Source organism: Flavobacterium keumense, assembly GCF_029866485.1.
GTDB lineage: Bacteria > Bacteroidota > Bacteroidia > Flavobacteriales > Flavobacteriaceae > Flavobacterium > Flavobacterium keumense.
Window position 1 is genome coordinate 2,007,682 of the sequence record NZ_CP092332.1, and the last position, 26,982, is coordinate 2,034,663.

The 26,982-nt window shown below is 33.6% G+C and carries 33 protein-coding genes; 18 read left to right on the forward strand and 15 right to left on the reverse strand.

Going from position 1 to position 26,982, the window contains the following annotated elements:
* Positions 1 to 525 (reverse strand): DUF6913 domain-containing protein, encoded by a 525-nt coding sequence (locus MG292_RS09040; RefSeq protein ID WP_264533052.1) that lies wholly within the window; start codon positions 523 to 525, stop codon positions 1 to 3.
* Positions 526 to 572: 47 nt separating this feature from the next.
* On the opposite strand from MG292_RS09040, the gene MG292_RS09045 reads away from it, so the two are divergent.
* From MG292_RS09045 to MG292_RS09055, 3 genes are read left to right on the forward strand one after another with little or no spacing between them, the layout of a single operon-like run.
* Positions 573 to 1,352 (forward strand): 5'-nucleotidase C-terminal domain-containing protein, encoded by a 780-nt coding sequence (locus MG292_RS09045; protein WP_264533051.1) that lies wholly within the window; start codon positions 573 to 575, stop codon positions 1,350 to 1,352.
* A gap of 18 nt (positions 1,353 to 1,370) precedes the next feature.
* Entirely contained in the window at positions 1,371 to 2,285 is a 915-nt protein-coding gene (locus MG292_RS09050; protein WP_264533050.1) for a bifunctional metallophosphatase/5'-nucleotidase, read from the forward strand.
* A gap of 15 nt (positions 2,286 to 2,300) precedes the next feature.
* On the forward strand, positions 2,301 to 2,507 hold the full coding sequence (locus MG292_RS09055) for a hypothetical protein (protein WP_264533049.1): 207 nt from the start codon (positions 2,301 to 2,303) through the stop codon (positions 2,505 to 2,507).
* Here the strand turns inward: MG292_RS09055 and ligA are convergent.
* The 5 genes from ligA to rpsF form a co-directional block, all read right to left on the reverse strand.
* Positions 2,504 to 4,501, reverse strand: coding sequence for an NAD-dependent DNA ligase LigA (ligA, locus tag MG292_RS09060; protein WP_264533048.1), 1,998 nt, complete (start codon positions 4,499 to 4,501; stop codon positions 2,504 to 2,506). The genes MG292_RS09055 and ligA overlap by 4 nt on opposite strands.
* 73 nt (positions 4,502 to 4,574) lie before the next feature.
* Complete coding sequence (locus MG292_RS09065; protein WP_264533047.1) at positions 4,575 to 5,048, reverse strand: DUF6495 family protein; 474 nt, start codon at positions 5,046 to 5,048, stop codon at positions 4,575 to 4,577.
* Between the two features lie 132 nt (positions 5,049 to 5,180).
* Positions 5,181 to 5,624: a 50S ribosomal protein L9 gene (gene rplI / locus MG292_RS09070; RefSeq protein ID WP_264533046.1), complete on the reverse strand. Its 444-nt coding sequence runs from the start codon at positions 5,622 to 5,624 to the stop codon at positions 5,181 to 5,183.
* Positions 5,625 to 5,683: 59 nt separating this feature from the next.
* Positions 5,684 to 5,980 carry a 30S ribosomal protein S18 gene (gene rpsR / locus MG292_RS09075; RefSeq protein WP_264533045.1) on the reverse strand — a complete coding sequence of 99 codons (297 nt, stop codon included), beginning with the start codon at positions 5,978 to 5,980 and terminating at the stop codon, positions 5,684 to 5,686.
* A gap of 5 nt (positions 5,981 to 5,985) precedes the next feature.
* Positions 5,986 to 6,327 carry a 30S ribosomal protein S6 gene (rpsF, locus tag MG292_RS09080; RefSeq protein ID WP_264533044.1) on the reverse strand — a complete coding sequence of 114 codons (342 nt, stop codon included), beginning with the start codon at positions 6,325 to 6,327 and terminating at the stop codon, positions 5,986 to 5,988.
* Positions 6,328 to 6,494: 167 nt separating this feature from the next.
* Here rpsF and MG292_RS09085 point away from each other — a divergent pair, with 167 nt between their 5' ends.
* Positions 6,495 to 7,190 carry a LytR/AlgR family response regulator transcription factor gene (locus tag MG292_RS09085; RefSeq protein WP_264533043.1) on the forward strand — a complete coding sequence of 232 codons (696 nt, stop codon included), beginning with the start codon at positions 6,495 to 6,497 and terminating at the stop codon, positions 7,188 to 7,190.
* A 1-nt stretch (position 7,191) separates the two neighbouring features.
* Here MG292_RS09085 and priA read toward each other — a convergent pair whose 3' ends face one another.
* The 4 genes from priA to nadC are packed head-to-tail and all read right to left on the reverse strand — an operon-like array spanning position 7,192 to position 11,891.
* Positions 7,192 to 9,642, reverse strand: coding sequence for a replication restart helicase PriA (gene priA, locus MG292_RS09090; RefSeq protein WP_264533042.1), 2,451 nt, complete (start codon positions 9,640 to 9,642; stop codon positions 7,192 to 7,194).
* A gap of 14 nt (positions 9,643 to 9,656) precedes the next feature.
* Positions 9,657 to 10,082, reverse strand: a complete 426-nt coding sequence (locus MG292_RS09095) for a DUF2147 domain-containing protein (protein ID WP_264533041.1) — start codon at positions 10,080 to 10,082, stop codon at positions 9,657 to 9,659.
* Positions 10,083 to 10,099: 17 nt separating this feature from the next.
* The gene (locus MG292_RS09100; protein ID WP_264533040.1) at positions 10,100 to 11,032 is read right to left on the reverse strand and encodes a YihY/virulence factor BrkB family protein; all 933 of its coding nucleotides are present in this window, start codon (positions 11,030 to 11,032) and stop codon (positions 10,100 to 10,102) included.
* Between the two features lies 1 nt (position 11,033).
* Positions 11,034 to 11,891: a carboxylating nicotinate-nucleotide diphosphorylase gene (nadC, locus tag MG292_RS09105; RefSeq protein WP_264533039.1), complete on the reverse strand. Its 858-nt coding sequence runs from the start codon at positions 11,889 to 11,891 to the stop codon at positions 11,034 to 11,036.
* Positions 11,892 to 12,002: 111 nt separating this feature from the next.
* Here nadC and rlmH point away from each other — a divergent pair, with 111 nt between their 5' ends.
* Positions 12,003 to 12,476, forward strand: a complete 474-nt coding sequence (gene rlmH, locus MG292_RS09110; protein ID WP_264533038.1) for a 23S rRNA (pseudouridine(1915)-N(3))-methyltransferase RlmH — start codon at positions 12,003 to 12,005, stop codon at positions 12,474 to 12,476.
* Between the two features lie 43 nt (positions 12,477 to 12,519).
* Here rlmH and MG292_RS09115 read toward each other — a convergent pair whose 3' ends face one another.
* Positions 12,520 to 13,089: a hypothetical protein gene (locus MG292_RS09115; RefSeq protein ID WP_264533037.1), complete on the reverse strand. Its 570-nt coding sequence runs from the start codon at positions 13,087 to 13,089 to the stop codon at positions 12,520 to 12,522.
* Complete coding sequence (folP, locus tag MG292_RS09120) at positions 13,086 to 13,910, reverse strand: dihydropteroate synthase (protein ID WP_264533036.1); 825 nt, start codon at positions 13,908 to 13,910, stop codon at positions 13,086 to 13,088. The genes MG292_RS09115 and folP overlap by 4 nt, the downstream gene beginning before the upstream one ends.
* Before the next feature lie 89 nt (positions 13,911 to 13,999).
* On the opposite strand from folP, the gene MG292_RS09125 reads away from it, so the two are divergent.
* The 8 genes from MG292_RS09125 to MG292_RS09160 all read left to right on the forward strand — a co-directional run bounded on the left by MG292_RS09125 (position 14,000) and on the right by MG292_RS09160 (position 20,353).
* On the forward strand, positions 14,000 to 14,533 hold the full coding sequence (locus MG292_RS09125; RefSeq protein ID WP_264533035.1) for a DUF1599 domain-containing protein: 534 nt from the start codon (positions 14,000 to 14,002) through the stop codon (positions 14,531 to 14,533).
* A 37-nt stretch (positions 14,534 to 14,570) separates the two neighbouring features.
* Positions 14,571 to 15,671, forward strand: coding sequence for a BT_3928 family protein (locus tag MG292_RS09130; protein ID WP_264534595.1), 1,101 nt, complete (start codon positions 14,571 to 14,573; stop codon positions 15,669 to 15,671).
* 121 nt (positions 15,672 to 15,792) lie between these two features.
* A complete protein-coding gene (locus tag MG292_RS09135) occupies positions 15,793 to 16,290 on the forward strand; it encodes a TlpA family protein disulfide reductase (protein WP_264533034.1) in 498 nt (165 codons plus the stop codon).
* Between the two features lie 31 nt (positions 16,291 to 16,321).
* Complete coding sequence (gene tpiA / locus MG292_RS09140) at positions 16,322 to 17,074, forward strand: triose-phosphate isomerase (protein ID WP_264533033.1); 753 nt, start codon at positions 16,322 to 16,324, stop codon at positions 17,072 to 17,074.
* A 111-nt stretch (positions 17,075 to 17,185) separates the two neighbouring features.
* Positions 17,186 to 18,019 carry a 50S ribosomal protein L11 methyltransferase gene (prmA, locus tag MG292_RS09145; RefSeq protein ID WP_264533032.1) on the forward strand — a complete coding sequence of 278 codons (834 nt, stop codon included), beginning with the start codon at positions 17,186 to 17,188 and terminating at the stop codon, positions 18,017 to 18,019.
* A 33-nt stretch (positions 18,020 to 18,052) separates the two neighbouring features.
* The gene (locus tag MG292_RS09150; RefSeq protein ID WP_264533031.1) at positions 18,053 to 18,328 is read left to right on the forward strand and encodes an ATP-dependent Clp protease adaptor ClpS; all 276 of its coding nucleotides are present in this window, start codon (positions 18,053 to 18,055) and stop codon (positions 18,326 to 18,328) included.
* 74 nt (positions 18,329 to 18,402) lie between these two features.
* Positions 18,403 to 19,668 (forward strand): sterol desaturase family protein, encoded by a 1,266-nt coding sequence (locus tag MG292_RS09155; protein ID WP_264533030.1) that lies wholly within the window; start codon positions 18,403 to 18,405, stop codon positions 19,666 to 19,668.
* 13 nt (positions 19,669 to 19,681) lie between these two features.
* Positions 19,682 to 20,353, forward strand: coding sequence for a lysoplasmalogenase (locus MG292_RS09160; RefSeq protein ID WP_264533029.1), 672 nt, complete (start codon positions 19,682 to 19,684; stop codon positions 20,351 to 20,353).
* 48 nt (positions 20,354 to 20,401) lie between these two features.
* Here the strand turns inward: MG292_RS09160 and MG292_RS09165 are convergent, their stop codons facing one another.
* Together MG292_RS09165 and MG292_RS09170 are read right to left on the reverse strand one after the other, a co-directional pair.
* Positions 20,402 to 20,815, reverse strand: a complete 414-nt coding sequence (locus MG292_RS09165; protein WP_264533028.1) for a DUF6691 family protein — start codon at positions 20,813 to 20,815, stop codon at positions 20,402 to 20,404.
* Between the two features lie 3 nt (positions 20,816 to 20,818).
* Positions 20,819 to 21,376 (reverse strand): YeeE/YedE family protein, encoded by a 558-nt coding sequence (locus tag MG292_RS09170; protein ID WP_264534594.1) that lies wholly within the window; start codon positions 21,374 to 21,376, stop codon positions 20,819 to 20,821.
* Between the two features lie 158 nt (positions 21,377 to 21,534).
* On the opposite strand from MG292_RS09170, the gene MG292_RS09175 reads away from it, so the two are divergent.
* Together MG292_RS09175 and MG292_RS09180 are read left to right on the forward strand one after the other, a co-directional pair.
* Positions 21,535 to 21,984, forward strand: coding sequence for a 2-dehydro-3-deoxyphosphooctonate aldolase (locus MG292_RS09175; protein WP_264533027.1), 450 nt, complete (start codon positions 21,535 to 21,537; stop codon positions 21,982 to 21,984).
* Between the two features lie 45 nt (positions 21,985 to 22,029).
* Positions 22,030 to 23,457 carry an L-serine ammonia-lyase gene (locus MG292_RS09180; protein ID WP_264533026.1) on the forward strand — a complete coding sequence of 476 codons (1,428 nt, stop codon included), beginning with the start codon at positions 22,030 to 22,032 and terminating at the stop codon, positions 23,455 to 23,457.
* A gap of 1 nt (position 23,458) precedes the next feature.
* Here the strand turns inward: MG292_RS09180 and MG292_RS09185 are convergent, their stop codons facing one another.
* A complete protein-coding gene (locus MG292_RS09185) occupies positions 23,459 to 23,890 on the reverse strand; it encodes a nuclear transport factor 2 family protein (protein ID WP_264533025.1) in 432 nt (143 codons plus the stop codon).
* Positions 23,891 to 23,993: 103 nt separating this feature from the next.
* Between MG292_RS09185 and panB the strand changes: the two genes are divergently transcribed.
* From panB to MG292_RS09200, 3 genes are all read left to right on the forward strand, one after another.
* Positions 23,994 to 24,812 (forward strand): 3-methyl-2-oxobutanoate hydroxymethyltransferase, encoded by an 819-nt coding sequence (gene panB / locus MG292_RS09190; RefSeq protein ID WP_264533024.1) that lies wholly within the window; start codon positions 23,994 to 23,996, stop codon positions 24,810 to 24,812.
* A 58-nt stretch (positions 24,813 to 24,870) separates the two neighbouring features.
* Positions 24,871 to 25,566 carry an RluA family pseudouridine synthase gene (locus MG292_RS09195; RefSeq protein WP_264534593.1) on the forward strand — a complete coding sequence of 232 codons (696 nt, stop codon included), beginning with the start codon at positions 24,871 to 24,873 and terminating at the stop codon, positions 25,564 to 25,566.
* 72 nt (positions 25,567 to 25,638) lie between these two features.
* On the forward strand, positions 25,639 to 26,967 hold the full coding sequence (locus MG292_RS09200) for an aldehyde dehydrogenase (RefSeq protein ID WP_264533023.1): 1,329 nt from the start codon (positions 25,639 to 25,641) through the stop codon (positions 26,965 to 26,967).
* Positions 26,968 to 26,982: the final 15 nt, after the last annotated feature.

Here is a 26,982-nt window from a genome sequence, read left to right on the forward strand (position 1 = left end):
TTACAATTCAATTTTGTTTAATATTTTTAAATATTTACATAACTCATGAACGAAAATCGTATAATTTTCGATTCCTGTAGTAATCGTCAAATGGTGTAATCTTTTATCTATTGACGAAAACCCCACTTTAAATTTAGCCTTCGAATTATTTGTTATGAGTAGTAAAATTGCTTTTTCTGTTTCATAATAACTAACCAACAAATCAAATTCTGTTTGAATAAATTGACTAACAACTGTGTCTGCAATCTCTCCATTCCAACTCAAAACAGCCGTATTAAAAGTGTACCTAGATTGAGTTTCTTTTTTATTTATTACCTCTTTATAAACAATAACCGTGATGTTGCTCTCAAGAAAACCACTTGAAATTAATTCTTGAATTAAGCTCTCTTTTTTAAAAAAATTAGTTTCGTCTAGTAATAAACCAACTGTTTTTATAGTGTTTGTAGTGGCTAAGCTACTTACTTCCTGCCATTTATTTTTTAATGTATATTTTAAAAAAAAATTCTTTATATAATTTAAAAACATAGTACATTTACCTGATTACAAAACTAATTAATAAAGTGGCATTTGAAATGGTAAAACTAAAAAAGTATAATCAATTTTTCAAACTTTTTGTTATATTTATAACATTTGTACTAACTGTTTCTTGTGGAAAACCTAATTATCAATTAACTAGAATTGAAGGGAAACGCATTCCAATTAAAGAAACAATACAAAAAACTCCTGAAATTGAACAATTTGTAAATCCGTATCGCGAACATATCGATGCCGATTTAAGTGCTGTTTTGGCCTACAGCCCTGAAACTTTAGATAAAAGTGGCAGCAAATGGCAATCTTCATTAGGTAATTTATTAGCTGATGTAGCATTCAAAGCAGGTGATAAAGTTTTTCAATTAAGAGAAAAAAAATCGGTCAATATCTGTTTGTTAAATAGTGGCGGAATTCGTTCTATACTTCCTAAAGGAAATGTAACTGCTCGTACCGCATTTGAAATCATGCCGTTTGAAAACAGCTTGGTGGTAATTGCTTTGAAAGGCGAACAGGTACAAGAATTAGTAGATTATTTCATAGCCACTAAAAAAGCCCATCCAATTGCCGGAATCACTTTTACCATTCAAAAAAATAATATTCCTAAAAATATTCTAGTTCAAGGAAAACCTATCGATTTGAATACTATTTATTATGTGGCTACCAATGATTATTTGGCAAACGGTGGAGACAATATGAATTTTTTCAAAAAAGGTATTGAAAAATTTGATTTAGAATACAAACTACGCAATATTCTAATTGATTATTTTAAAGAAGTAGATACTATTCCCGTAATCAATGACATCCGAATTACTGAAGAATAAATTCCAAAAAACAGAAAAATGAAAAGAAGAGATTTTATAGAAAAAACCGCAGCAGGTTCTGCTTTTGTAGGATTAGGATTATCATTGAGCAGTTTCAAATCGGACGATATTAAGAAAATTACCATTTTACATACTAACGATGTGCATAGTCATATCGACCCATTTCCTGCCGATGATCCTCGCAATGCCAATATGGGCGGTGTGAGTCGAAGAGCAGCATTAATAGAGAGTATTCGCCAGGAAAATCCCAATGTATTGCTTTTGGACGCAGGTGATATTTTCCAAGGAACACCTTATTTTAACTATTATGGTGGCGAATTGGAATTCAAATTAATGAGCATGATGCAATACGATGTTTCTGCTATTGGAAATCACGACTTTGACAATGGTATAGAGGGTTTACACGCACAAATGCCTCATGCTACTTTTGAATTTGTCTCAGCCAATTATGATTTTAAAAATACTGTAATGGACGGGTTGGTAAAACCGTACAAAATTTTCATCAAAGACGGAATTAAAATTGGGGTGTTTGGATTGGGAATTGAGTTTGACGGACTTGTAGATAAAAAATTATACAAAGAAACGGTGTACTACGACCCTGTAGAAGTTAGTCAAGATATGGTGCGCATTTTGAAAAAGGAACAAAAATGCGATTTAGTAATTTGTCTGTCTCACCTTGGTTACAAATACACAAAAGAAGATGCCGACAAGATTAGTGATTTAAAACTGGCTGCTCTAACCGAAGATATTGATTTAATTATTGGAGGACACACCCATACTTTCTTGGATAAACCAACTGTAGTTAAAAACAAAGCTGGAAAAGAAGTGCTAGTCAACCAGGTAGGGTGCTACGGTATTAACTTAGGACGCATTGATTTTTACTTTGACAGCAATAAACAAAATATTGCGAAAGGCAAATCGATTGTTGTCTAATTTATATACTGCTTTATGAAAAATTTCTTCAACTTAAAAACAACCTGGACTAATGCCGAATTCATTCCGTTGAAATTGTGCATCGCTTCTGCTTATATTTTAATAGGCATTTATTTTGTCGATTTCTTCAAAACCTACTGGCAATGGGTAGCCCTTGTTTTTTTCATCACGGTAATTGCATCAGTATCCATGTGGATAAAAAAGATGAAACAGAATAATTAAGCAATCATCGCTTTGAAATCTTCTTCTGAGATAATCGGAATGTTCAATTTATTAGCCTTATCTAGTTTTGCTGGTCCCATATTGTCACCTGCTACTACATAATCGGTTTTAGCCGAAATAGAACTCCCTACTTTTCCGCCATTATCTTCAATAGCTTGTTTCAACTCGTCTCTTGAATACAACGAAAAAACTCCCGAAACCACAAAGGTTTTACCTTGTAATTTATCCGTAGCATTGGGGTTGATTTTTTCTACGATTTCAAATTGAACACCATAGTTTTTCAGTCTTTCAATAATAATTTGATTCTCTTGATTGTCAAAAAAATCAATCACACTCTGTGCTATACGCTCTCCTATTTCATCAACTAAAATCAAATCCATCAAACTAGCTTGACGTAACGCATCAATATTCTTATAATGTTTGGCTAATTTCTTAGCTACAGTTTCTCCCACATAACGAATTCCTAAAGCAAACAACACGCGCTCAAAAGGAATGTTTTTAGAAAGTGCCACACCATTGACTAAATTCTCCGCTGATTTTTGAGCCATTCGTTCCAAAGGCAAGATTTGCTCCACTGTTAATTCGTACAAATCAGCATAATCACGAACCAAACCATTGTTGAATAATAAAGCCACCGTTTCTCCACCAAGCCCTTCAATATCCATTGCTTTTCTAGAAATATAATGTTGGATTCGGCCAATAATTTGTGGTGGACAACCATAAAAATTAGGACAATAATGATTGGCTTCTCCTTCGCTACGCACTAATTCGGTTTGACATTCTGGACAATGTGTTATATAATACGTTGGCTGGGTAAATAAAGGGCGTTGTGCCAAATCAACAGCAATAATTTTAGGGATTATTTCTCCGCCTTTTTCAACAAAAACAGTATCTCCAACACGAATGTCTAATTTTTCAATTTGATCGGCATTGTGCAACGAAGCCCGTTTTACAATGGTTCCCGCCAATTGTACAGGTTCTAAATTAGCTACAGGCGTAATTGCGCCCGTGCGTCCAACTTGGTAAGAAATGGAATTTAACCGAGTAGCCACTTGCTCAGATTTAAATTTATACGCTATTGCCCAACGAGGCGATTTGGCAGTAAAACCTAATTCTTCTTGATGTTGGAATGAATTTACCTTGACTACTACTCCATCCGTTTCATACGGCAAATTATGACGATGCGTATCCCAATAGTCAATAAATTGAAACACTTCATCCAAATTTTTGGCTAATTTCGCTTCTTTGGGTGCTTTAAATCCCCAAGCTCTTGCCGATTCTAAACTTTCAAATTGGGTATTAAAAGGCAATTGATTACCAATTAAAAAATAAAGTAAACAATCTAAAGGACGCTTAGCCACTTCGGTGCTATCTTGTAACTTCAAACTTCCAGAAGCAGTATTTCTAGGGTTAGAATACGGAGTTTCTCCAATTTCAATTAACTCTTGATTCATTTTCTCAAAACCTGCAAAAGGCAAGATAATTTCGCCTCGCACATCAAATTTTGGAGGATAATTCCCTTTTAGCTGTAACGGAATCGATTTGATGGTTTTAATATTATTCGTTACATCATCTCCTTGAAAACCATCACCACGAGTGACTGCACGTTGTAACTTTCCATTCATGTATGTAATACTAATCGATGCTCCATCGTATTTCAACTCACAAGTGTATTCCAAAGGAACATCACCCAATACTTTTTGAATTCGTTTTTCCCATTCTAACAAGTCTTCTTTAGAATACGAATTATCTAAGGAATACATTCGGTGTTCGTGAACCACCGTTTCAAAGTTCTTAGTAATAGCTCCCCCAACGCGCTGTGTAGGAGAACTTTCGTCAAAAAATTCAGGGTGTTGCTTTTCTAATTCTTGTAATTGAGCCAATTTCAAATCAAACTCATAATCCGAAATAGTAGGATGATCTAACACGTAGTAATTGTAGTTGTGTTGATTTAATTCTTCTCGTAAGTTTTGAATCGTATTTTGAATATCCATAGAAAAAAATTGGCTATTTTAGTTTTTGAAATAGTGTACTAAAATAGCCAAATTAATAGAAAAACCAATACAATTATGATTCAATAATCGAATTTATTTGTTGGTACAGTTGTCCGTCGCTCAAGAAAGCACCTTGTTGAATTAGTCCAAATATAGAGGCATTTCGCTCTTCGGTAAATACTTTTTTACCTATTTTCATTTCAATAGTTTCTGTAAACATATTATCACTCAACCATTGTAAACCTTCTTTGGTTAAAAAATCTACGTCTGGAACCAATGATTTTAAAACAATTGAATTTACATAGGTATCAAAACATTGAAAAAGAAAAATATGATTCTTAGAAAAATGTTCCAAATATTCCGCTTTGGTCAAAACCCCTTCCCAAATCAAATCAGAAAAAACGTCTAATTCTTGTTCCGCGACTTCGGGTTTATTTTCTTTGATTATATCCCATTCGGCTTTATCAATGGATTGGCTTGCCAAAAAATTAATAAACTCGGGATGTAATTCTTCAAATTGTTCTTTGGTTAATCTTGAGTATTTCATATCGTTGAGGGAACATTCTAAACTAGTTCCAAATAGTTAAAAATAATAAAATGAGATTGCTTCGTTCCTTACAATGACATTAAACAAAAAAATCCCGATTTACATCGGGATTTAAAGGTATAGTTTTAGAAATTAAGCTTTTTCAGCAACAATTTCGTAAGCTAATTCTACGATAACATCTCTGTGTAAACGAACAGTAGCATTGTATTTACCGATACGTTTTACGATTCCACTAGTGATAAATTTTCTATCAATCTCGTGACCCGCAGAAGCTAAAGCGGCTGCAATATCAATATTAGTAATAGAACCAAATAATTTTTCACCACCTGCTTTTGCAGTGATTTTAATTTCAAGAGCTTTCAATGATTCAGCTAGAGCTTTAGCATCATTAACCATTTTAGCTTCTTTGTGCGCTCTTTGTTTCAAGTTTTCAGCTAATACTTTCTTTGCAGAAGGAGTTGCTAATTGTGCGAAACCTTGTGGGATTAAATAATTACGACCGTAACCGTTTTTTACAGTAACTACGTCATCTTTAAAGCCTAAATTTTGAACGTCTTGTTTAAGAATCAATTCCATGTTGTTGTCCTTGTTATAGAAGTTAGGTTCTCCGAGAGAAACCAACAACTGAGTTTAAATTATTTTAATAAATCGGCCACGTATGGCATTAAAGCTAAGTGACGTGCTCTTTTTACAGCAACAGACACTTTTCTTTGAAATTTCAATGAAGTTCCTGTTAAACGACGAGGAAGAATTTTTCCTTGCTCATTCACAAATTTTAGTAAGAAATCAGGATCTTTATAATCAACATATTTGATACCTGATTTTTTGAAACGACAATACTTTTTAGTTTTGTTAGTTTCTATGTTCAAAGGCGTAAGATATCTGATATCTCCGTCTTTTTTTCCTGAAGCAGATTGTTGTAATGTAGCCATGATAATTACGCTTTTTGAGATTTAAGTTTAGTTCTTCTTCTTTCAGCCCAAGAAATTGCGTGTTTGTCTAAACTTACAGTTAAGAAACGCATTACTCTCTCGTCACGTCTAAATTCAGTTTCAAAAGCAAGCAATACTTCACCAGCAACTTTGAATTCGAATAAATGGTAAAAACCACTTTTCTTGTTTTGAATTTCGTAAGCCATTTTTTTAAGACCCCAGTCTTCTTTAGCTACCATTTCAGCACCACGACTAGTAAGAAATTCTTCAAATTTGCTTACTGTTTCCTTTACCTGAACTTCAGATAAAACGGGATTTAAAATGAAAACAGTTTCATAATGATTCATAAATAATACTTTTATTTGTTAAAATTGGGTGCAAAAATAGTCAATTCTTTTAAATATACAAGCTATAATTAGATTTATTATTACTTATGTAAATATTTACTTTCATTTGTGATTTCTATTTTAATTTTCACTAACTTTAATACTGATAATCAACAATTTAAATCACTATGAAATTAAACTGCTTAATAATTGAGGACAGTGCTGTCCAAAGAATGATTATAACACGACTGGTTAACAATCATACTCAATTAAACCTAATAGGTGACTTCTCCAATGCTATAGAAGCAAGAAGCTACATGAATATTCATCCAGTAGATTTAGTATTTTTAGATATTGAAATGCCTGTAATCAATGGATTTTCTTTCCTAGAAGGTTTAAAAACAAAACCTCAAATCATTTTTGTTACCGCTAAAGCAGAATACGCTTTAAAAGCATTTGATTACGACGCTACTGACTACCTTCAGAAACCAGTTACTCAAAATCGATTTGAAACTGCCGTAAAACGCGCCTTGCATTTACATTCTCTCGAACATGAAATCAAAGAAGATTCTGGCGAATATATTTTTATTAAAAGTAATCTCAAAAAATTAAAAATATTCACTTCTAAGATAAAGTGGATTGAGGCTTTTGGAGATTATGTAAAAGTAGTTACCGAGGAAGGGAATAATCTTGTACTTTCTACAATGAAATCATTTGAAGGCAACCTAAGCAAAGAGAAATTTGTAAGAGTACACAAATCCTACATCATTAATATTGACAAAGTAGAGCGCTACAATAGCAAGTTTGCCGAGATTGGTTCTTCTAAAATTCCTTTAAGTAGACATAAAAAAGAAGACTTAATTAAAGCACTCTCCTTTGCGTAGCTCAATAATAATCTACATTGATTGCCCCTTTTATTGCCCTATATTGCGGAACTGCTTCAAAACTATTAAGCATTTTTTGAATTGTTTTTTTAGCACTACCCATTGAACTACTTTGAGGAATTTTAATCAAAATAGTTCGAATATATTCATTTCTTATCCTACTAATAGGTGGTTCTTCGGGACCCAAAACAGGTAATGCTAAATTTTGACTCATTACCTGATACAACCACATCGCCCCTTCTTTTAATTTATCAAAATCACGATGCTTCAATGTTAGTTTAACTAGTCTGAAATAAGGTGGGTATTTATATATTTGGCGGTCATACAACTGCTCTTTATACATTCCAATATAATCATTATTAGTTACTTGCTGTATCGTATTATGATTCGGGTTATAGGTTTGAATCACCACTTTTCCTCGTTTTTCTGAACGCCCTGAACGACCCGAAACCTGAGTCATCATTTGAAAACTCCTTTCAAAAGCTCTAAAATCAGGATGATACAACATAGTGTCAGCATTCATTATACCTACCAAACTCACGTTATTAAAATCCAAACCTTTAGCAAGCATTTGAGTTCCAACTAAAATCTCTATTTCTTGATTTTTAAAACTATCAATGATTTTTTCAAACCCAAACTTAGCTCTGGTGGTATCTTGATCCATTCTTCCTATTTTGGCATTCGGAAAAATAGTAAGCAATTCTTGTTCGATTTGTTCCGTACCAAAGCCTTTTGTAGCCAAATCAATACTCGAACAACTGTGACAATGCGTTGGCTTTGCCATTGAATAGCCACAATAATGACAACGCAACTGATTTTTGTGCTTATGATAGGTCAAACTCACATCACATTGCTGACATTGCGGTACGTTACCACAACTAAGACATTCCATTATAGGCGAATAGCCTCTTCTATTTTGAAATAAAATCACTTGTTCTCCTAATGACAAAGCGGTAGTGATGGCTTCGATTAATGAATCACTAAAATGTCCGGTCATTTTTTTACGGAAGTAGCTGTCTTTTAAATCAACTAACTCAATTTCTGGCAACTGAACATTTCCGTAACGTTCCGTAATTTCGACCAAACCATATTTATCTGATTGCGCATTAAAATACGATTCAATACTTGGCGTTGCCGACCCCAGAAGCACTTTAGCTTTATGCATATTTGCTAAAACTATAGCAGCATCTCGAGCGTGGTACCTTGGCGCAGGATCTACTTGTTTAAAAGTTTGTTCGTGTTCTTCATCCACAATAACCAAACTCAAATTAGAAAAAGGTAAAAACAAGGCCGACCTCGCTCCTATTACTATTTGTGCTTTTGGGGATTGTTCTAAAACTTGTTTCCACAATTCAATACGTTCATTATTGCTGTATTTGGAATGATACACCCCTACTTTATCTCCAAAATAGGCTCGTAAACGACTGACTAACTGCGTAGTTAAAGCAATTTCAGGCAAAAGATACACTACTTGCTTTCCCGTCGCTATTTGTTCTTCGATTAGCTTAATGTAAATTTCCGTCTTTCCACTTGAAGTGACTCCGTGTAATAAGCAAACCTCTTTTGATTCAAAACGTTCATTAATCTGATCATAAGCTTGCTGTTGTGCTACACTCAATTGCAAAGCTGCTTCTTGAGCATTGCCGCTAAAATTAATCCTGTCTTCTTGAATAAAGTATTCTTCTAGTATTTCTTTTTCAATCAATGCTTTTACGATTGACGATGTTGAATTTGCAGCTTCCACTAATTGCTTAACCGAAATTGGCTTTTTCTCTGCTGCGTTCAAATGAAAATAAGTCAACACAATTTCTCTTTGTTTGGAGGCACTTTTTAGTGTTTCTAACAATTCACTTAAGCCCGAATTAGAATCATATTGGGAATGCAGTCGCACATAGCGAACTAATTTAGGCTTGTACAATTCTTGAACTTCTTCATGAAGCACCAAAATATTTTTGTTAATCAATTTCTGAACAACTGGAAAAATATTTTTCTTGTTCAAAATAGCCGTAATATCTTGAATACGTAACGAACTTTGTTGTTGTAAGGCTTGATAGATTAAAAACTCCTCATCCGAAAGCAAACTTTCGTCTATCACCACAGATTGTTTTTGCGAAATAATCGTTTCACTTTCTAATAACAAAGCACTCGGCATAGCGCCTCGATACACATCTCCAATTGCGCACATATAGTAGCTCGCAATCCATTGCCAATGTGCAATTTGAAACTCAGTTACAATCGGTTTTTCATCTAGTATTTGATCAATTTCTTTGGCTTCATACAGCGATGGCTCATTTTGATGCTTATCGATAATCAAAGCCGTGTACATTTTACTTTTGCCAAAAGGCACCACCACCCGCATCCCGTTTTTTACAAAATGAAATTCAGCTTCTGAAACCTTATACGTAAAGGTTTTAGCAAGTGATAACGGTAAAATTACTTCGACAAAATACATGTACTAATTATAAATTAATTCACTCGATGCCAATATTGTGTTCTTCCCAATAACGAAAAACCAATATAACCACGAACCTTAAGTTTATCTTTTGATTCCAAAGAAAGTGCGCATTTGTACAACTTCCCATTTTTAGGATCCAAGATTTCACCTGAATTGTATTCAGAACCGTCTTTTGACAATCCTTTGATAATGGTTAAGCCCAAAATGGGTTTATTTTTGTCTTCGCCAGCACACTTTTGGCACAAACTATTTTTATGAGCCAAATCCAACACTTCAACTACTTTTGCATATATCTTTCCTGACTTAGAAAATACTTCAACGATAGACTTAGCTTCTCCAGTTTCATCATCAATAGTTTTCCATTTCCCAAGAATAGATTGAGAATTCACATTAATTGAGAAGAGCACAAACAATAAAAGAACACAAAATTTATACATATTAAAATTGGATTGAGTTATGATAATTGGGTTGCGTTTTGTTTTTTTAATTTGGCTATGGTGGCATTCAATTCAAAACCTAACAAAAGAATCATACAGTTAATCCAAATGTAAAACATCAAAATTAACAAGGTTCCAATGGAACCGTATAGCTCGTTGTATTTAGAAAATTTAATTACCCAAATTCCGAAGAAATAAGACGAAATAATAATTAAAATAGTGGTAAATACAGAACCAATACTTACAAATCGCGGTTTATGAAATTGCTTCGTCCCATAACGTAAAAGAATAGAACTTGTAATTAATATCATCAAAATTACGAACGCATAACGTCCCATTTCTATTAAAGGCACTTGGTCACTTAGCACATCTTGAATAATCGTTTGTTGGATAATAACCTCAAATATTACGATGGCAGCCACTGTTACAATCAACAAAATAGACAATACCATTGAAATACCCAAAGCCACAACATATTGTCGTAAAAATCCATGTTTTACTATAACGTGTTTAGAAGATTCAAAACCGCTTATGATTCCCGAAATTCCATTGGCCATTAAAAAAATAGACAATACAAATCCTGAAGACAACAAGCCCGAATGACTGTTATTCAAGATATCATTAATAATTTTATAAATCGCATCATAGGTATTAGGAGGCACCCCTTCCTTAACAAATTCCAAAAAATCAGATTGAAACCCTTCAATCGGAATATACGGAATCAAGTTCAAGATAAATAAGGCAAAAGGAAACAAAGCCATAAAGAAACTAAAAGCGACCGCACTAGCGTGATAGGTCAAACCACCCTCAACTATTCCAAGAAGATACAATTCCATCAAATCATACAACGACAAACCTTCTAACCAAGGTAATTTGATTCGTTGTAACACCTGAACTAAATTTCTTAGTATTGGCACTTTTAAAAGCCTACTTTCTATCGCCTTCGACATATTAAAATGCTTTTAAACTTAAATCCATATTAACAACTGAATGTGTCAAAGCCCCTGAGGAAATATAATCCACACCACAATCCGCATAGTGTCGAATGGTAGTTTCATCTATATTTCCTGACGATTCTGTTTGGCATTGATCTCCAATTAAAGCAACAGCTTTTCGAGTATCTTCGTAATTAAAATTATCTATCAAGATACGATCTACCCCATCGCTTTCTAAAATTTCTTTAATTTCATCTAAATCCCGAGCTTCTACTATAATTTTTAAATCTAAATTATTCGCTTTAAGATAGTCTTTGGTTTTGGCTATAGCCAAAGTAATTCCGCCTGCAAAATCAATATGATTGTCTTTCAACATAATCATATCATACAAGGCAAAACGATGATTTTCGCCTCCGCCTATTTTTACTGCCCATTTTTCTGGAGCGCGAAACCCTGGAGTAGTTTTACGAGTATCTAGAATTTTGGTTTGAGTTCCTTTTAATAATTGAACATACTCATTTGTTTTTGTAGCAATAGCCGACATGCGTTGCATAGAATTCAGCACCACGCGTTCGGCTTTCAAAATAGATTGTGAACTTCCCGAAACATGAAAAACTACATCACCTTTCTTCACCACTGAACCATCTTCAATAAAAATTTCCAACTGTAAACTAGCATCTACATAATCGAATATCATTTTGGCAAATGCAACTCCTGCAATAATCCCGTCCTCCTTCACTAATAATTTAGCTTTTCCTTTGGCCGAAGCAGGAACACAAGCTAAAGAGCTATAATCACCCGCACCCACATCTTCACGTATCGCATTGGCAATCAAAAGTTCTAACTCCTTTTTGAATTGGGAATCACTAATCATTTTCTACTTTTTTTAGGAATTGCTAAAGTAGGATATATTTTGGGGATTAAAAACTTAGTCTTACTCTTTTTCATAAATCTCTATATTTGCAGTTCAAATTTAGTCCAAATTATGAATATTAAACTCATCGCAATTGGCAAAACAGACAACAAGGCATTGCAATCGTTAATTGACGATTACACCAAACGATTGTCTTTTTATATCAAATTTGAGTTGGATATTATTCCTGATATTAAAAACGTAAAAAACTTATCTGAAAGTCAACAAAAGGAAAAAGAAGGCGAGTTGATTTTAGCTAAAATAAGTCCGACAGACCAGCTAATTTTATTGGATGAAAATGGAAAGAATTTTTCAAGCGTGGGATTTTCAGAAGAATTACAAAAGAAAATGAACTCTGGCATCAAAACTTTGGTTTTTGTAATTGGTGGCCCTTACGGATTTTCGGATACGGTATACGCTAAAGCGCAAGGAAAAATAGCACTTTCACTAATGACCTTTTCACATCAAATGGTGCGTTTATTCTTTATTGAGCAGCTCTACCGCGGATTTACAATTTTAAGAAACGAACCGTATCATCATCAGTAAATTTACGATATACGATTTAAGATGTACTATCTTGAGCAGAGTACTAGTAGACGAATTCTTCTTGTGAAACGTTAGACAAATGTGAATTTTGAATAGCAATTTTACATTGAAGATAGTCTCCAAAACTTAAATTCTTATCAAACCCCAAAGTAATTTTACCTGAAATACTTTTTAACTTTTGAAGCGAAAAATCATTTTTTGAAAAATACGCAATGGCTCCCGACTTTGGATTTGTGAATTGGTATTTTACTCTCGTAAAAGATAAGAAGGCTAAATTCTTTTGAATACTATCTGAATACGAAAAATAATTTTCTGAAGTTTCGCTTTTATGCATACTTCCCTCCTTTTTAGCTTGCAATTTTATAATTTCTGGAACCACCAATCGCAACGGCAACCGTTTGTCAATATGAAAAATCCAATTGGTCGAACTAATTGAATTTTTTCTGTTTACTTCTACCAAAGTGTCTTTTCCCTTGGTTTTAAAAAACAAATAAATTGGCGAATAATCCTGAACCTCCTTAATAAGAGTTACGTTTGATTTTGACAACAATATCGTTTCTTGATTTCCACAAGAAAATAGAACAAAAAACAACAACACACTTAGGTTTTTCATGAATTCATTTTATTAAATAAAGTGATACACTCCACCGCTTCTTTTACATCATGAACACGAAGAATATTCGCTCCCTTCAACAATGAAATTGTGTTTAAAGTTGTGGTTCCATTAAGAGATTCAGATGCATTATTATTCAATGTTTTATAAATCATTGATTTTCTTGAAATACCAACTAAAACTGGCAATTTTAATTGCTGAAATAATTCCATCTTCTGAAGCACTTCATAATTCTGTTCTAGTGTTTTGGCAAAACCAAATCCAGGATCAACAATCAAATCATTGATACCTAAACTTCGCGCTACAGCTATTCGTTCTGAGAAATACAAAAGCACTTCTTTAACCACATCTTCATATTGCGTGAGTGTTGACATTGTTTGGGGAGTTCCTCGCATGTGCATCATAATGTAAGGCAGATTGTACCTGGCAACAACACCCAACATTGCATCGTCTAATTTTCCTGCTGAAATATCATTGATTAATGCGGCTCCTTTTTGAATACAAGCTTCAGCCACTTGAGAGCGAAACGTATCAATTGAAATCAAGATATTTGGAAATCGTTGCACCAACAAGTCAACTATAGGAACAATTCGTGCCATTTCCTCTTCTGTAGACACAAATTCTGCATTGGGTTTACTAGAATAGGCACCAATATCAATAAAAGTAGCCCCTTCTGAAAGCATTTTTTGAACTTGCGCTATAATTTCAGTTTCGTTTTTATACTTTCCACCATCAAAAAAAGAATTGGGAGTTAGATTCAGAATTCCCATTACTTTAGGGTTTGATAAATCGATGAGCTGTCCTTTACAATTAATCGTCATTTCAATCTGGTTTTAAAGACCTTGTTTTTCTTCTTTCAGAAAAATTATTCTTATTTTTGAAAAATTTTGAATACAAATATACATCAATAATGAAGAATACTTCACAAGAATATGATGCCGTTGTTGCGGTATGCCGCTCTTTATTTATCAATAAAATGAAAGATTACGGAAGTGCTTGGCGCATTTTACGCTTACCATCACTTACTGACCAAATATTTATCAAAGCCCAACGCATCCGAAGTTTACAAGAGAATGAAGTTCGAAAAGTAAACGAAGATGAGTCGGGAGAATTCATCGGAATCATCAACTATTCTATTATGGCATTAATTCAACTGGAATTAGGAATTGCTGACCAACCTGATTTGGATGTCACTAAAGCCAGTGAATTGTACGATGCCAAAATCAAGGAAACTAAAAAATTAATGGAAAATAAAAACCATGATTATGGCGAGGCTTGGCGCGATATGCGAGTGAGTTCCTTGACGGATTTGATTTTGCAAAAATTACTTCGCGTAAAGCAAATTGAAGACAACAAGGGAAAAACATTAGTATCAGAAGGTATTGACGCCAATTATCAAGACATGATCAATTATGCCGTTTTTGCATTGATTTTAATGAAATAAAAACAACCGGTATCTCAAATTCTACATTATGACAAAGCTGAAAAACATACTCACCCAATTTTCTCGAATTTTCGTAGGGATTCTTTTTATTATTTCGGGATTAATCAAATTAAATGATCCTTTAGGCTTCTCTTATAAATTAGCGGAATATTTTGGAGAACCTGTATTTAATTTACCTTTCTTTGTGCGATTTTCATTAGCAATAGCTATCTTTTTAGTCATTCTTGAAGTTGTTTTGGGAATTATGCTTTTGTTAGGCTTCAAATCAAAACTAACCGTTTGGCTTTTGCTAATTCTTATCATTAAATTTACTTTCCTAACTTTCTATTCGGCTTATTTTAATGTGGTGAAAGATTGTGGATGTTTTGGAGATGCTTTGCATTTAACCCCTTGGGAATCCTTTACAAAAGATGTGGTTTTATTATTTTTTATTTTGATTTTATTTTTCAATGTCAAATTAATTCAACCTTTATTTAAAGCCAAAATCCAGAATATTTTAGTTCTTATTAGTATTGGACTATGTAGTTTTATAGCGTATTGGGTATTGCATCACCTACCAATTATTGACTTCAGACCTTTTAAAGTAGGCAACAATATCCAAAAAGGAATGGAAATTCCAGAAGGAGCACCACAATCTGTTGTAGAAATGACTTTTATCTACAAAGTAAACGGAGTGGATACTGAATTTACAGAAAAGGATTTAATGAAAATACCTGCAGGAGCTACTTTTGTAGATAGAAAAGATAAAGTCATTGTAGAAGGTTATGTACCTCCTATTCACGATTTTACAATGGAAAAAGACGGTGCTGACTATAAAGACGAGTTGTTGCAAAATCCAAAACTAATGCTATTTGTTGCTTATGATTTGGCTATTGCCAACAAAGAAGGGTTAACCCAACTAGAACGTCTCAAACAACAAGCTGACGCGAAAGGATATACTGTTATCGGTATGACAGGTTCGGCACCTGAACAAATAGAAAAAACAAAGAAAGAATTTGGATTCACATTTGATTTTTACTTCTGTGATGCCACCGCTTTAAAAACCATTGAAAGAGCCAATCCGAGTATTGTAATTCTTGAAAAAGGTACTGTAAAACAAAAAGTACATTATAATGATATTGAAGATTTGAAATTATAACTTCATTTCATCGTTAATAAGTTGCTTATTTATTAACTATAACGATATTGAAATCAAGTGGTATTCAAACAAAAACAAACTTTCTATTGCGTTTAAATTAACTTTGTAAATATTTATCAAGATGAAAAAACTAATTGCTATATTAATTGCTTTCGCTTCTTTTTCGTGTACAAGCAATGCACAGAAAAAAACATTTTCAGAAACTGCTTTGTCTGAAACGCTATTATCGACTGATGGGAGTCAGGTAGCTTTTAAAGATATTATCAAGAAACAAAAAGGTAAAACTACCGTAATTGAAGTTTGGGCGTCATGGTGCGGAGACTGTGTCAAAGCAATGCCTAAGGTAAAAGAATTACAAGCCAATCATCCAAAAGTAGCTTTTACATTTATCTCGATGGATAAAACTTCCGACAAATGGTTAGCCGGAATTGAAAAACACGAATTAAAAGGAGACCATTATATGGCGAATGACCAGATGAAAGGTATTTTTGGTAAAGCGATAGATTTGGATTGGATTCCGAGATATATTATTTTAGATAAATCAGGAAAAATTGTACTATATCGAGCTATCGAAACTGATTTCGATCTAATTAATGAGACATTAAACAAATTAAAATAAACTAAAAACTATTAAAATAAATACAACTAAAATGAGAAAAAAGATTGTTGCAGGAAACTGGAAAATGCATAAGAACGCAGAGCAAACAGAAGATTTATTGAATGATTTAATTGCTAAAGTACCTACAGATAGTACTGCACAAGTTATTGTAGCACCTACTTTTGTAAACCTAGCTTCGGCGGTGGATCATTTAGAATTTACCAATATTGATGTAGCTGCTCAAAACGTTCACCAAGCTGAAAGTGGAGCATTTACTGGAGAAATATCTGCTGATATGTTAAAAAGTGTTGGTGTAAACACAGTAATCCTTGGACATTCTGAGCGTAGATCTATTTTTCACGAAACAGATGCTTTAATCGCAAGCAAAGTAGATGCAGCTTTAGAACACGATATGACTGTTATTTTCTGTTTTGGTGAAGAATTAAAAGACCGTCAATCTAACACTCATTTTAACGTTGTAGAGAATCAATTGAAAGATGGTTTATTCCACATTAGTGCTAACGATTGGAAAAATGTTGTTTTAGCTTACGAGCCTGTTTGGGCTATCGGAACTGGAGAAACTGCTTCTCCAGAACAAGCACAAGAAATGCACGAATTCATTAGAGAAACGGTACGTAAATCTTTTGGAAGTGATGTAGCTGAGAATGTTTCTATCCTTTACGGAGGAAGTGTGAAACCTGAAAATGCAAAAGAAATTTTCTCTAAACCAGATGTTGACGGAGGTCTTATCGGTGGAGCGGCTTTAAAAGCAGATGATTTCGTTGCGATTATCAACGCTATCTAAATTTTACAATTCTAAATTATAAAAAGAGGTTGGTTCATTCAAACCTCTTTTTTTTGTTTTGATTGGTCTCAATAAATAAAGAGAAACTGTACCTTTGCAAAAAAAATAAACATGTCAAATAGTTATATCGGATACCATTTTACAATCGAGCCAAAAGAACTAGGGTCAGAAATTCTAATTGCCGAATTAGGAGAAAAAGCATTTGAGAGTTTCACGGAAACGGAAACAGGAATTGATGCTTTTGTTCAAAAAGAATTGTGGGACGATACCATTCTTGATGATGTTTACATTTTACAATCGGAAGAATTTACCATTGACTACACCTACGAAGAAATAGAACAAATCAATTGGAATGAAGAATGGGAAAAAAACTTCGAACCTATTGAGGTAGACGGTAAATGCCATGTTCGCGCTCCTTTTCACCCTAAGACAGAAGCTGAGTTTGATATCGTTATTGAACCTAAAATGAGTTTTGGTACTGGACACCACGAAACTACACACATGATGATTCAGCATCTTTTAGAAATGGAGGTAAAAGGTTTAAAAACCTTAGATATGGGATGCGGAACTGCAATTTTAGCAATTTTAGCGGAGATGAAAGGCGCCCAACCTATTGATGCTATCGATATTGATAATTGGTGTTATTTGAATTCTATAGAAAATGCAGAGCGTAACTATTGCCAACACATTAGCGTGTATGAAGGAGATGCAACTTTGCTTAAAGGCAAGAAATACGACTTGATCATTGCGAATATCAACCGAAATATTCTATTAAATGACATGCAATCGTATGTGGATTGTTTGAACCCTGGCGGAACGATTTTATTTAGTGGATTCTACGAAGAAGACATTCCCTTTATAGATAGTTCTTGTACCGAAAAAGGTTTGACTTACGTTAAAAAGTTTCAAAGAAACAACTGGGTTTCATTAAAATATGTAAATTAGTTTTGTAATACCAAAGTACAAACCTACCTTCAAATGAGTACTAAAGAAAAAGTAAAAGAAAGAGTCCGTTTTCAAGAAACAACAATAGCAAATAACGAAATTGTTGTTTATAATGATGATGTCAATACTTTTGATCACGTAATTGACACCTTGGTTCGCGTGTGCGACCATACTCCTGAACAAGCTGAACAATGTTCGCTAATTATTCATTACAACGGGAAATGTACTGTCAAAACTGACGTGTATGACAAACTCAAACCACAATGTATTCAATTATTGGAAGCTGGATTGAGTGCCGAAATTATCTAGTACTTTACATTTTTTATCATTTCTTCATAAATTTTATAGTTTTATTCTATATTTGATTAAAGTTATAGGTATTTATGAAAGAATATGCTACAGTATTATTATTGGCTATGCCCTTGTTTTTGGTATTAATAATTATCGAAAAAGTATACGGCTATTATAAAGGAGAGGACACAGCTCCCATTATGGATTCTGTATCAAGTATCAGTTCTGGAATTATTAATTCTTTAAAAGATGTACTCGGTCTAAGCGTCACCTTACTTTCTTATGAATGGATGGCAACCAAAATTGCCTTGTTTCATCAAGACGCTTCGATTCTTACGTACTTAATTGGATTTATTGTTATTGATTTTTATGGTTACTGGTCGCATCGATGGTCACACCAAATTAATTTTTTTTGGAACAAACATGCCATACATCATAGTAGCGAAGAATTCAATTTGTCGTGTGCTTTACGCCAAAGTGTATCTAGTTTTGTCAACCTATTTACTTTCCTATTAATCCCAGCAGCTTTACTTGGTGTTCCTGCCAAAGTTATAGCCATCACCTTACCTATTCATTTGTTTTTACAATTTTGGTATCATACCAAACACATTAAAAAAATGGGGATTTTGGAACAAATACTAGTTACCCCTTCGCATCATCGAGTGCATCATGCCATCAATCCCGAATACATTGATAAAAATCACAGTCAAATTTTTATTTTTTGGGACAAATTATTCGGAACCTATCAAGAAGAACTAGATACCGTACCTCCCGTTTTCGGAATAACAAGACCCGCTCAAACTTGGAATCCGTTCCGAATTAACTTTCAACATCTTTGGCTGTTAATTTGCGATGCTTGGCGAGCGGAGAATTGGAAAGACAAATTGACCATTTGGTTTAAACCAACCGGTTGGCGTCCAGAAAATTTTGAAGAAAAATATCCTGTAACCAAAATTTCGAACGTCTATAGTTTTGATAAATATGGTACACATTATTCTAAAAAATTAATGTATTGGTCTGTGGTACAATTGTTTGTTACTTTAGGATTAGTAAGCTATTTATACCTTTCTATTGCAAGAATAGACATTCAACATGTTTTCGTTTACGGAACTTTTATTTTTATTAGTGTGTATAGTTACACCGAATTAATGGACACCAACAATTATTCGTTGTTCTGGGAAAGTATCCGATTTGTTTTTGGAATTGGGATAATTACTTATTTCGGAAATTGGTTTGAAATTGACACTCTGATTCCTTTTGGAACCTACTTAGTAATGGGATATTTAACTCTTTCGTTAATTATCAACATCTATTTTGTAAGCTCGGGGTTCAAATCTAAAAAATTGGCTCTAACCTAAATTCTAAAACGACATGAAAAACAAATTATTCTTATTCATCTACTTAGGTTGTAGTGTTTTTTACTTATTCATTACCGCATTTAACCAAGAAGAAATTGCCCGAGTAGTAAAACCTTTTCTACTTCCTATTTTATTAATTGCAGTGTATTTTTCAGAAAGCTTTAGAACCAAAAAAATCTTAATAACGGCATTAATCTTCTCTTGGATAGGCGATGTAATTTTGCTTTTTGCAAATAAAGGCGAAATCTATTTTATACTAGGACTAGTAGCATTCTTAATTTCCCATCTCTTTTATATTGTACTATTTAACAAACAAACTAGGAGTAAGTCTATAAGCAACAAATTAAGTTTTGGAGCCGGAGTTGGATTGATTCTAATGTATTTTTCAGTGATGATTGGAACGCTAGGTCCTAAACTAGGTTCGCTTACTCTGCCAGTAGTAATTTATGCAATAGTAATCAGTACCATGTTATTTTTTGCTCTAAAAGGAAGTTATCAATGGAATGCCATTCCGTATCACTCCGTTTTGATAGGAGCTATATTTTTTATCAGTTCAGACAGTATTTTGGCTTTTAACAAATTCTACCAGCCCATTTCTCAAGCTTCCTTCTTAATAATGCTTACTTATTTACTAGCGCAGTATAGCATTGTTTGGGGTATTTTAGATTTGAATCAAAAAAAATAGCATCTCCTTTTATAAGAAAATGCTATTCTAAAAATTGTATTTATCTTTTTAGTGAGGTAATTTATCTTTTAAAACACCATACAAAATAGTACCTAACAAAGCCCCCAAAAGCACTATAACAACTGGTAAAATTCCAGCACCTAACAATATAAATATTGGTCCAGGACAAGAACCAACTAATCCCCAACCTAAACCAAAAAAGATGCCCCCAATCCAATAACGAGCCGAACCTTTTTCTTTAGCTTTAATAACAATTGGAGTACCATCAATTGCTTTTAATTGATACTTTTTGATGATTTGAATTCCAATTACACCTGTTGCAATAGCTACCGAAATAATGCCGTACATATGAAACGATTGAAATTGAAACATTTCGTAAATACGATACCAAGACACCGCTTCTGATTTGGTTAAAACGATTCCGAAAACAAACCCTACGATTAGAAATTTAATGAATTTCATGTTTTAAAAAATTAGAGGTAAAACAAAATGTACCATAATGAGTCCGCCAATAAAAAATCCTATAACCGCTTTTAAAGATGGTAATTGTAAATTACTCAAGCCCGAAATAGCATGACCAGAAGTACAACCTCCAGCATAGCGAGTACCAAAACCAATTAAAATTCCTCCAATGAGTAAAATAAAAATACTTTTAGGCGATGTAAAGATTTGATTTCCAAAAAGAACCTCTGGAGCCAACTTTCCGTTAGGTGCATCGATTCCAAGTACTGCTAATTGTTCAATAGTCTTTGGATTAATCGATACATTACTTGGATCACTCATAAAATGTACAGCAACAAATCCGCCAAGCATTGCACCCAATACCACTATCAAATTCCACTTATTAGCCTTCCAATCAAAGTCAAAATAAGCTACTTTTTTACCTAACCCTGACATTGAACACAGCGACTCTAAATTTGAGGACATTCCAAAATGTTTCCCAAAGTAGATCAAACAAAGCATAATCATACCTATTATAAATCCGGAGATATACCAAGGCCAAGTCTCAAAAAACGCATTCATAAATTTTATTTTTTGTAAAAATAAGGAATCCAATTTTGCAATCAAAACATTTAATTTAGGCATAATTCTTGTCTGAAAGAATAAAGCATTTGAAGTTCTCATTATATTTGTATTCAGTTTGTATTTAAAATTAAGTTCAACAAAACATTAATACGGTCATGAAGAAAAATATTCTCTATATAGCACTTAGTATACTTATAAGTTCCTGCGTTAGTACTAAATCTACTTTAAAAAATGTAGATGATACAGCACCTGATTTAGTAGTAAATAGTAACAATACCTTTGAAATAAAACTATTTAGTACCGACAAAAAATATGGGTACGACAAAGATTATCCTATTAATATTTTTTATCAAACCAGTAAATCCGATGCTAATCAAGAACGTTTTTTAAATGCTTTGGCTGGGCCAAAAGGAGAAAAAATAAGCTATACAAAATTAGAAAGCTGCTGTCCCTTTCCTACTAAAAGAAGTGATATGGGTGCTGGTTTTTTAGATGTTTACGAGCTTAAATGGGAGGGACAAAAAAAACCTGTCGTATTGTATCTAAACATTTACGAAAAAGGAGTATTGATGGTTCCTTTTGGTTTGCGACTAAAAGACAAATAATTCATCATTGCTATTCCTTATTAATTCCAATTAAAAAACGATTCTATGGAAGAATGTATATCAGTATTTGATATGTTAAAAATTGGAGTTGGTCCATCAAGTTCGCATACTTTAGGCCCTTGGCGTGCTGCCGAACGATTTTTATCAGAGCTTAGAGGAAATAATTTATTGGCTAAAACTGAAAAAATTCAAGTCGATTTGTATGGCTCATTATCATTAACAGGCAAAGGTCATGCTACTGACTTAGCTATTTTATTAGGCTTAAGTGGACAAGACCCTGAAACAATTCCAGTAGATAGCATTTCTAAAATAACTACTCAAATTCATACAGATAATGTAATTCATTTAGGAAATGAAAAGACAATTCCGTTTTTTCCTAAAAGCGAAATTATTTTCAACAAAAATTTTCTAGCATTCCATTCTAACGGTCTACAATTCACTGCTTTTGTTGGAGATAAAAAAACATTTAAAGCTACCTATTATTCTATTGGAGGAGGATTTGTAGTCAAAGAAGAACGAATTAATGCCAAAAAGAAACAAGTACTAAAATGTGCTTTTCCGTTTCCTATTACTAAAGCCACCGAACTGCTAAATTATTCTATCCAAGAAAACAAGTCGATTTCAGAAATTGTATATGAAAACGAAAAATCAATGCGTTCTGAAGATCAAATTCATAATGAATTGCTGCGTATTTGGAATACTATGTTAGAATGCATGTACATTGGCTGTCATTCTGAAGGAATATTACCTGGGGGATTGCATGTTAGACGAAGAGCTTTCGATATGCACCAAGATTTGATTGGATTATCCAATTACAATTCACCTCAAACTTGGTTAGAACAAATCCGAAAAACAGAGGTGAAATTTCGCCAAATTTTAAAATGGGTAAGTTGTTTTGCTTTGGCAGTTAATGAAGTAAATGCTTCACTAGGCAGAGTTGTTACAGCGCCTACCAATGGTAGTGCTGGAGTAATTCCTGCAGTATTAATGTACTATTTAGTAATCGAAAATCATCAAGCTGGAGAAAAAGAAATCAAACAATTTTTGATGGTAGCCGGTGAGATTGGAAGTATTTTCAAAAAAGGAGCTACTATATCAGCTGCCATGGGAGGCTGTCAAGCCGAAATAGGCGTTTCGTCAGCAATGGCTGCAGCAGCACTCTGTGAAGTAATGGGAGGAACTCCTAGTCAAGTTTTAATAGCAGCAGAAATTGCTATGGAACATCATTTAGGTCTTACTTGTGACCCTGTAGAAGGATTAGTTCAAATTCCGTGTATTGAACGAAATAGCATGGGAGCTATCAAAGCAATAAACGCAGCTGAACTAGCATTGGCTACCGATCCCAAAAATGCAAAAGTACCTTTAGATAAAGTAGTCGATACCATGTGGCAAACCGCCAAAGATATGAACTCAAAATACAAAGAAACCTCTCAAGGAGGATTAGCAATAGCTGTAAATATGGCTGATTGTTAAATTATTTTCGTCTGGTATCAATAATATAAACAATCTTCCAATTTTCATTTTCTTTATACATTGTAAATGCATTAACACCTCGATGGCTAAATTTTCCATTAATAAAAAACTCATACGGTGTCCAAACATGGGCCATTGCTCCATCAACTTGAATCGTATAATCTAATAGCTTTTCTTCGAAAAGAGTAGCAACTGGAATAGTTGCAATGGAACGATAAAAATCTTTCGAATTCTCATTGATTAATTTAGTCCCTTTTACATTCGAAATAATAGATTGCAAAATCAACTTATCTGAACAAACCGATTTCATAACAATAGAATCTTTAGCATGAAACCCTTGAAAAAAAGTTTCAATAACATTTTTGACTTCTTGATTTTGCGAGTAGAGAGATCCTGTTATGAACAACAAAAACCCCAATAGTATTTTTTTCATGTTACGAATTTAAATAAACTTATTGTTACAAATAATATTAATCAGCGATTTTGAGTTAAAAAAATTACATTTTATTACCTTTACCGCAATTAAATACATTACTATGTCAGTCGCAAAAAAAGATTACAAAAGAATTACTACCAAGTCATTGATTGAGATGAAAGCAAATGGCGAAAAAATTTCAATGCTTACTGCCTATGATTATACTATGGCAAAAATAGTAGATTCTGCTGGGGTAGATGTAATTCTTGTGGGAGATTCTGCATCTAATGTTATGGCAGGACACGAAACTACTTTACCTATCACGCTGGACCAAATGATATACCACGCTTCGTCAGTAGTTCGTGCTATTGAACGCGCATTAGTTGTGGTCGATTTACCTTTTGGAAGTTACCAATCAGATTCAAAAGAAGCCTTGCGTTCTGCTATCCGAATTATGAAAGAAAGTGGTGGACATGCTGTAAAATTAGAAGGTGGTAGCGAAATAAAAGATTCTATCAAAAAAATATTAAACGCAGGGATTCCGGTTATGGGACATTTGGGTTTAACTCCTCAATCCATTTATAAATTTGGAACATACACTGTTCGTGCCAAAGAAGATGCAGAAGCAGAACAATTAATGGAAGATGCAAAACTTTTGGAAAGTTTAGGTTGTTTTGCAATTGTTTTAGAAAAAATTCCAGCCCATTTAGCCGAAAAAGTAGCCAAAAGCATTGCTATTCCTGTAATTGGAATTGGAGCTGGTGGAGGTGTTGACGGACAAGTATTAGTTATCCATGATATGTTAGGAATGAACAATGAATTCAGCCCTCGTTTCTTAAGACGCTATATGAATTTGTACGAAGGAATGACTTCGGCTATAAGCCAATATGTAGAAGATGTAAAATCAACTGATTTCCCTAATGCCAATGAACAATATTAGTGACTCGTAAATAGTGATTAGTGTGTTCAATTAATAATATTTGTTTTATTACTATTTTATTTTGGGAAAAATTATTTCTAATAAGGATAATCTACAGGTACTTCACGAAGACAATCATCTCATCGTAGTCAATAAACGCGTTGGTGATATCGTTCAAGGAGATAAAACGAAAGACAAACCACTTAGCGAAATTGTCAAAGAATACATCAAAGCAAAATACAACAAACCAGGAGAAGTGTTTCTAGGAGTAGTGCATCGTTTGGATAGACCCACAACTGGCATTGTCCTTTTTGCAAGAACGAGTAAAGCGTTGTCCAGAATGAACGAGCTTTTTAGTAATCGAGAAACTCAAAAAACCTATTGGGCTGTTGTAAAAAATAAACCTAAAAAACCGCACGACAAATTAGTTCATTACCTCAAAAGGAATGAAAAAAACAATACTTCTAAAGCACACTTAAAAGAAGTACCTGATAGTAAATTAGCTAGTTTGGATTACCAAATTATTAAAGAATTAACCAACTATACCGCTTTAGAAATTCATCTTCATACAGGAAGACACCACCAAATTAGAGCGCAATTGGCTGCAATTGGTTCTCCCATTAAAGGGGATTTGAAATACGGTTTTGACCGAAGTAATCCTGACGGCGGAATTCATTTACATGCCAGAAAACTGAGTTTTACTCACCCTGTTTCCAAAGAAGCTTTAACTATAATTGCCCCTACTCCTGATGATGTAATTTGGAATTTTATTTGATTTTAATTAATGAATGGTATTTTATTCCATTTTAAAATTTATATTGCATAGCATTTTAAGCAGTATGGATATATGAATTACAAAACCGACATTGGTTACCGAAAGGAAATTCTGACTCGTTTGTTAAGCAATATCATTTCGTATGAAAATGAAATTGTAAAGGCATTACAAGAGGATTTTAGCAAGCCTGCTTTTGAATCTGTAGTTACCGAAACGAGTTATGTTATCTCTGATTTAAAATACACTATTAAAAATTTATCCCGTTGGGCAAAACCAAAAAAAGTTTTCCCTTTTGTATTAAACATTCCTTCTTCAGATACCATTTACAAAGAACCCTACGGAAAAGTATTAGTAATTGCACCTTGGAATTACCCTTTTCAATTGGCACTTTGTCCTGTAATAGCAGCTGTTGCAGCAGGAAATCAAGTAGTTTTAAAACCTTCGGAGTTAACACCCAAAACCGCCGAAATTATCGAAACTATCCTTAGTAAAACGTTCCCAACCAATCATGTGGAAGTAGTACAAGGTGGTGTTGAAATAACAAGTCGTTTACTAGAACAACGTTGGGATTATATTTTCTTTACGGGTAGCGTAGCAGTTGGTAAAATCATTGCGAAAGCCGCTGCGAAAAACTTAACTCCCGTAACTTTAGAATTAGGAGGTAAAAATCCTTGTATTGTTGATGAAACCGCTAATTTAAGATTGGCAGCCAAACGAATCGTTTGGGGGAAATTCATCAATGCTGGACAAACTTGTATAGCTCCCGATTATATTTTGGTTCATAAAAATAGTAAATCGTATTTTATACAGTTCTTAAAAGAGGAGATTACCAAAGCTTATGGTGAAAATCCTGAACTTTCTCCAGATTTTGCTCGAATAATCAATACTAAAAACTGGTCCCGTTTAGTCGAAATGATTGAGGATACTAAAGTTCTTTTTGGTGGTAAATACACTAGTGAAACCCATTACATCTCTCCTACTCTAATTGAGGAAAATAATCTTGATAGTTTAATTATGCAGGATGAGATATTTGGTCCGTTATTACCCATTCTGACCTATGAAGAGGAAACCGAAATCGATAGTATTATTTCAAAATACGAAAAACCGTTGGCTTTGTATATTTTCAGCGAGAGAAGATCATTTTGTAACAAGATAATTGCTACACATTCTTTTGGAGGAGGTTGTATTAACGATACTATGATTCATTTCTCTAATAAGCAATTGCCTTTTGGAGGAGTTGGAAATAGTGGCATTGGGGCCTACCATGGAAAATTAAGTTTTGATGTTTTTTCGCACCATAAGGGAGTGGTCAAAAAAGCAACTTGGATAGACTTACCGTTACGATATGCACCTTATAAAGACAAATTAGCATCAGTAAAAAAAATATTAAATTGGCTATAAGCCAAAAAACAATCA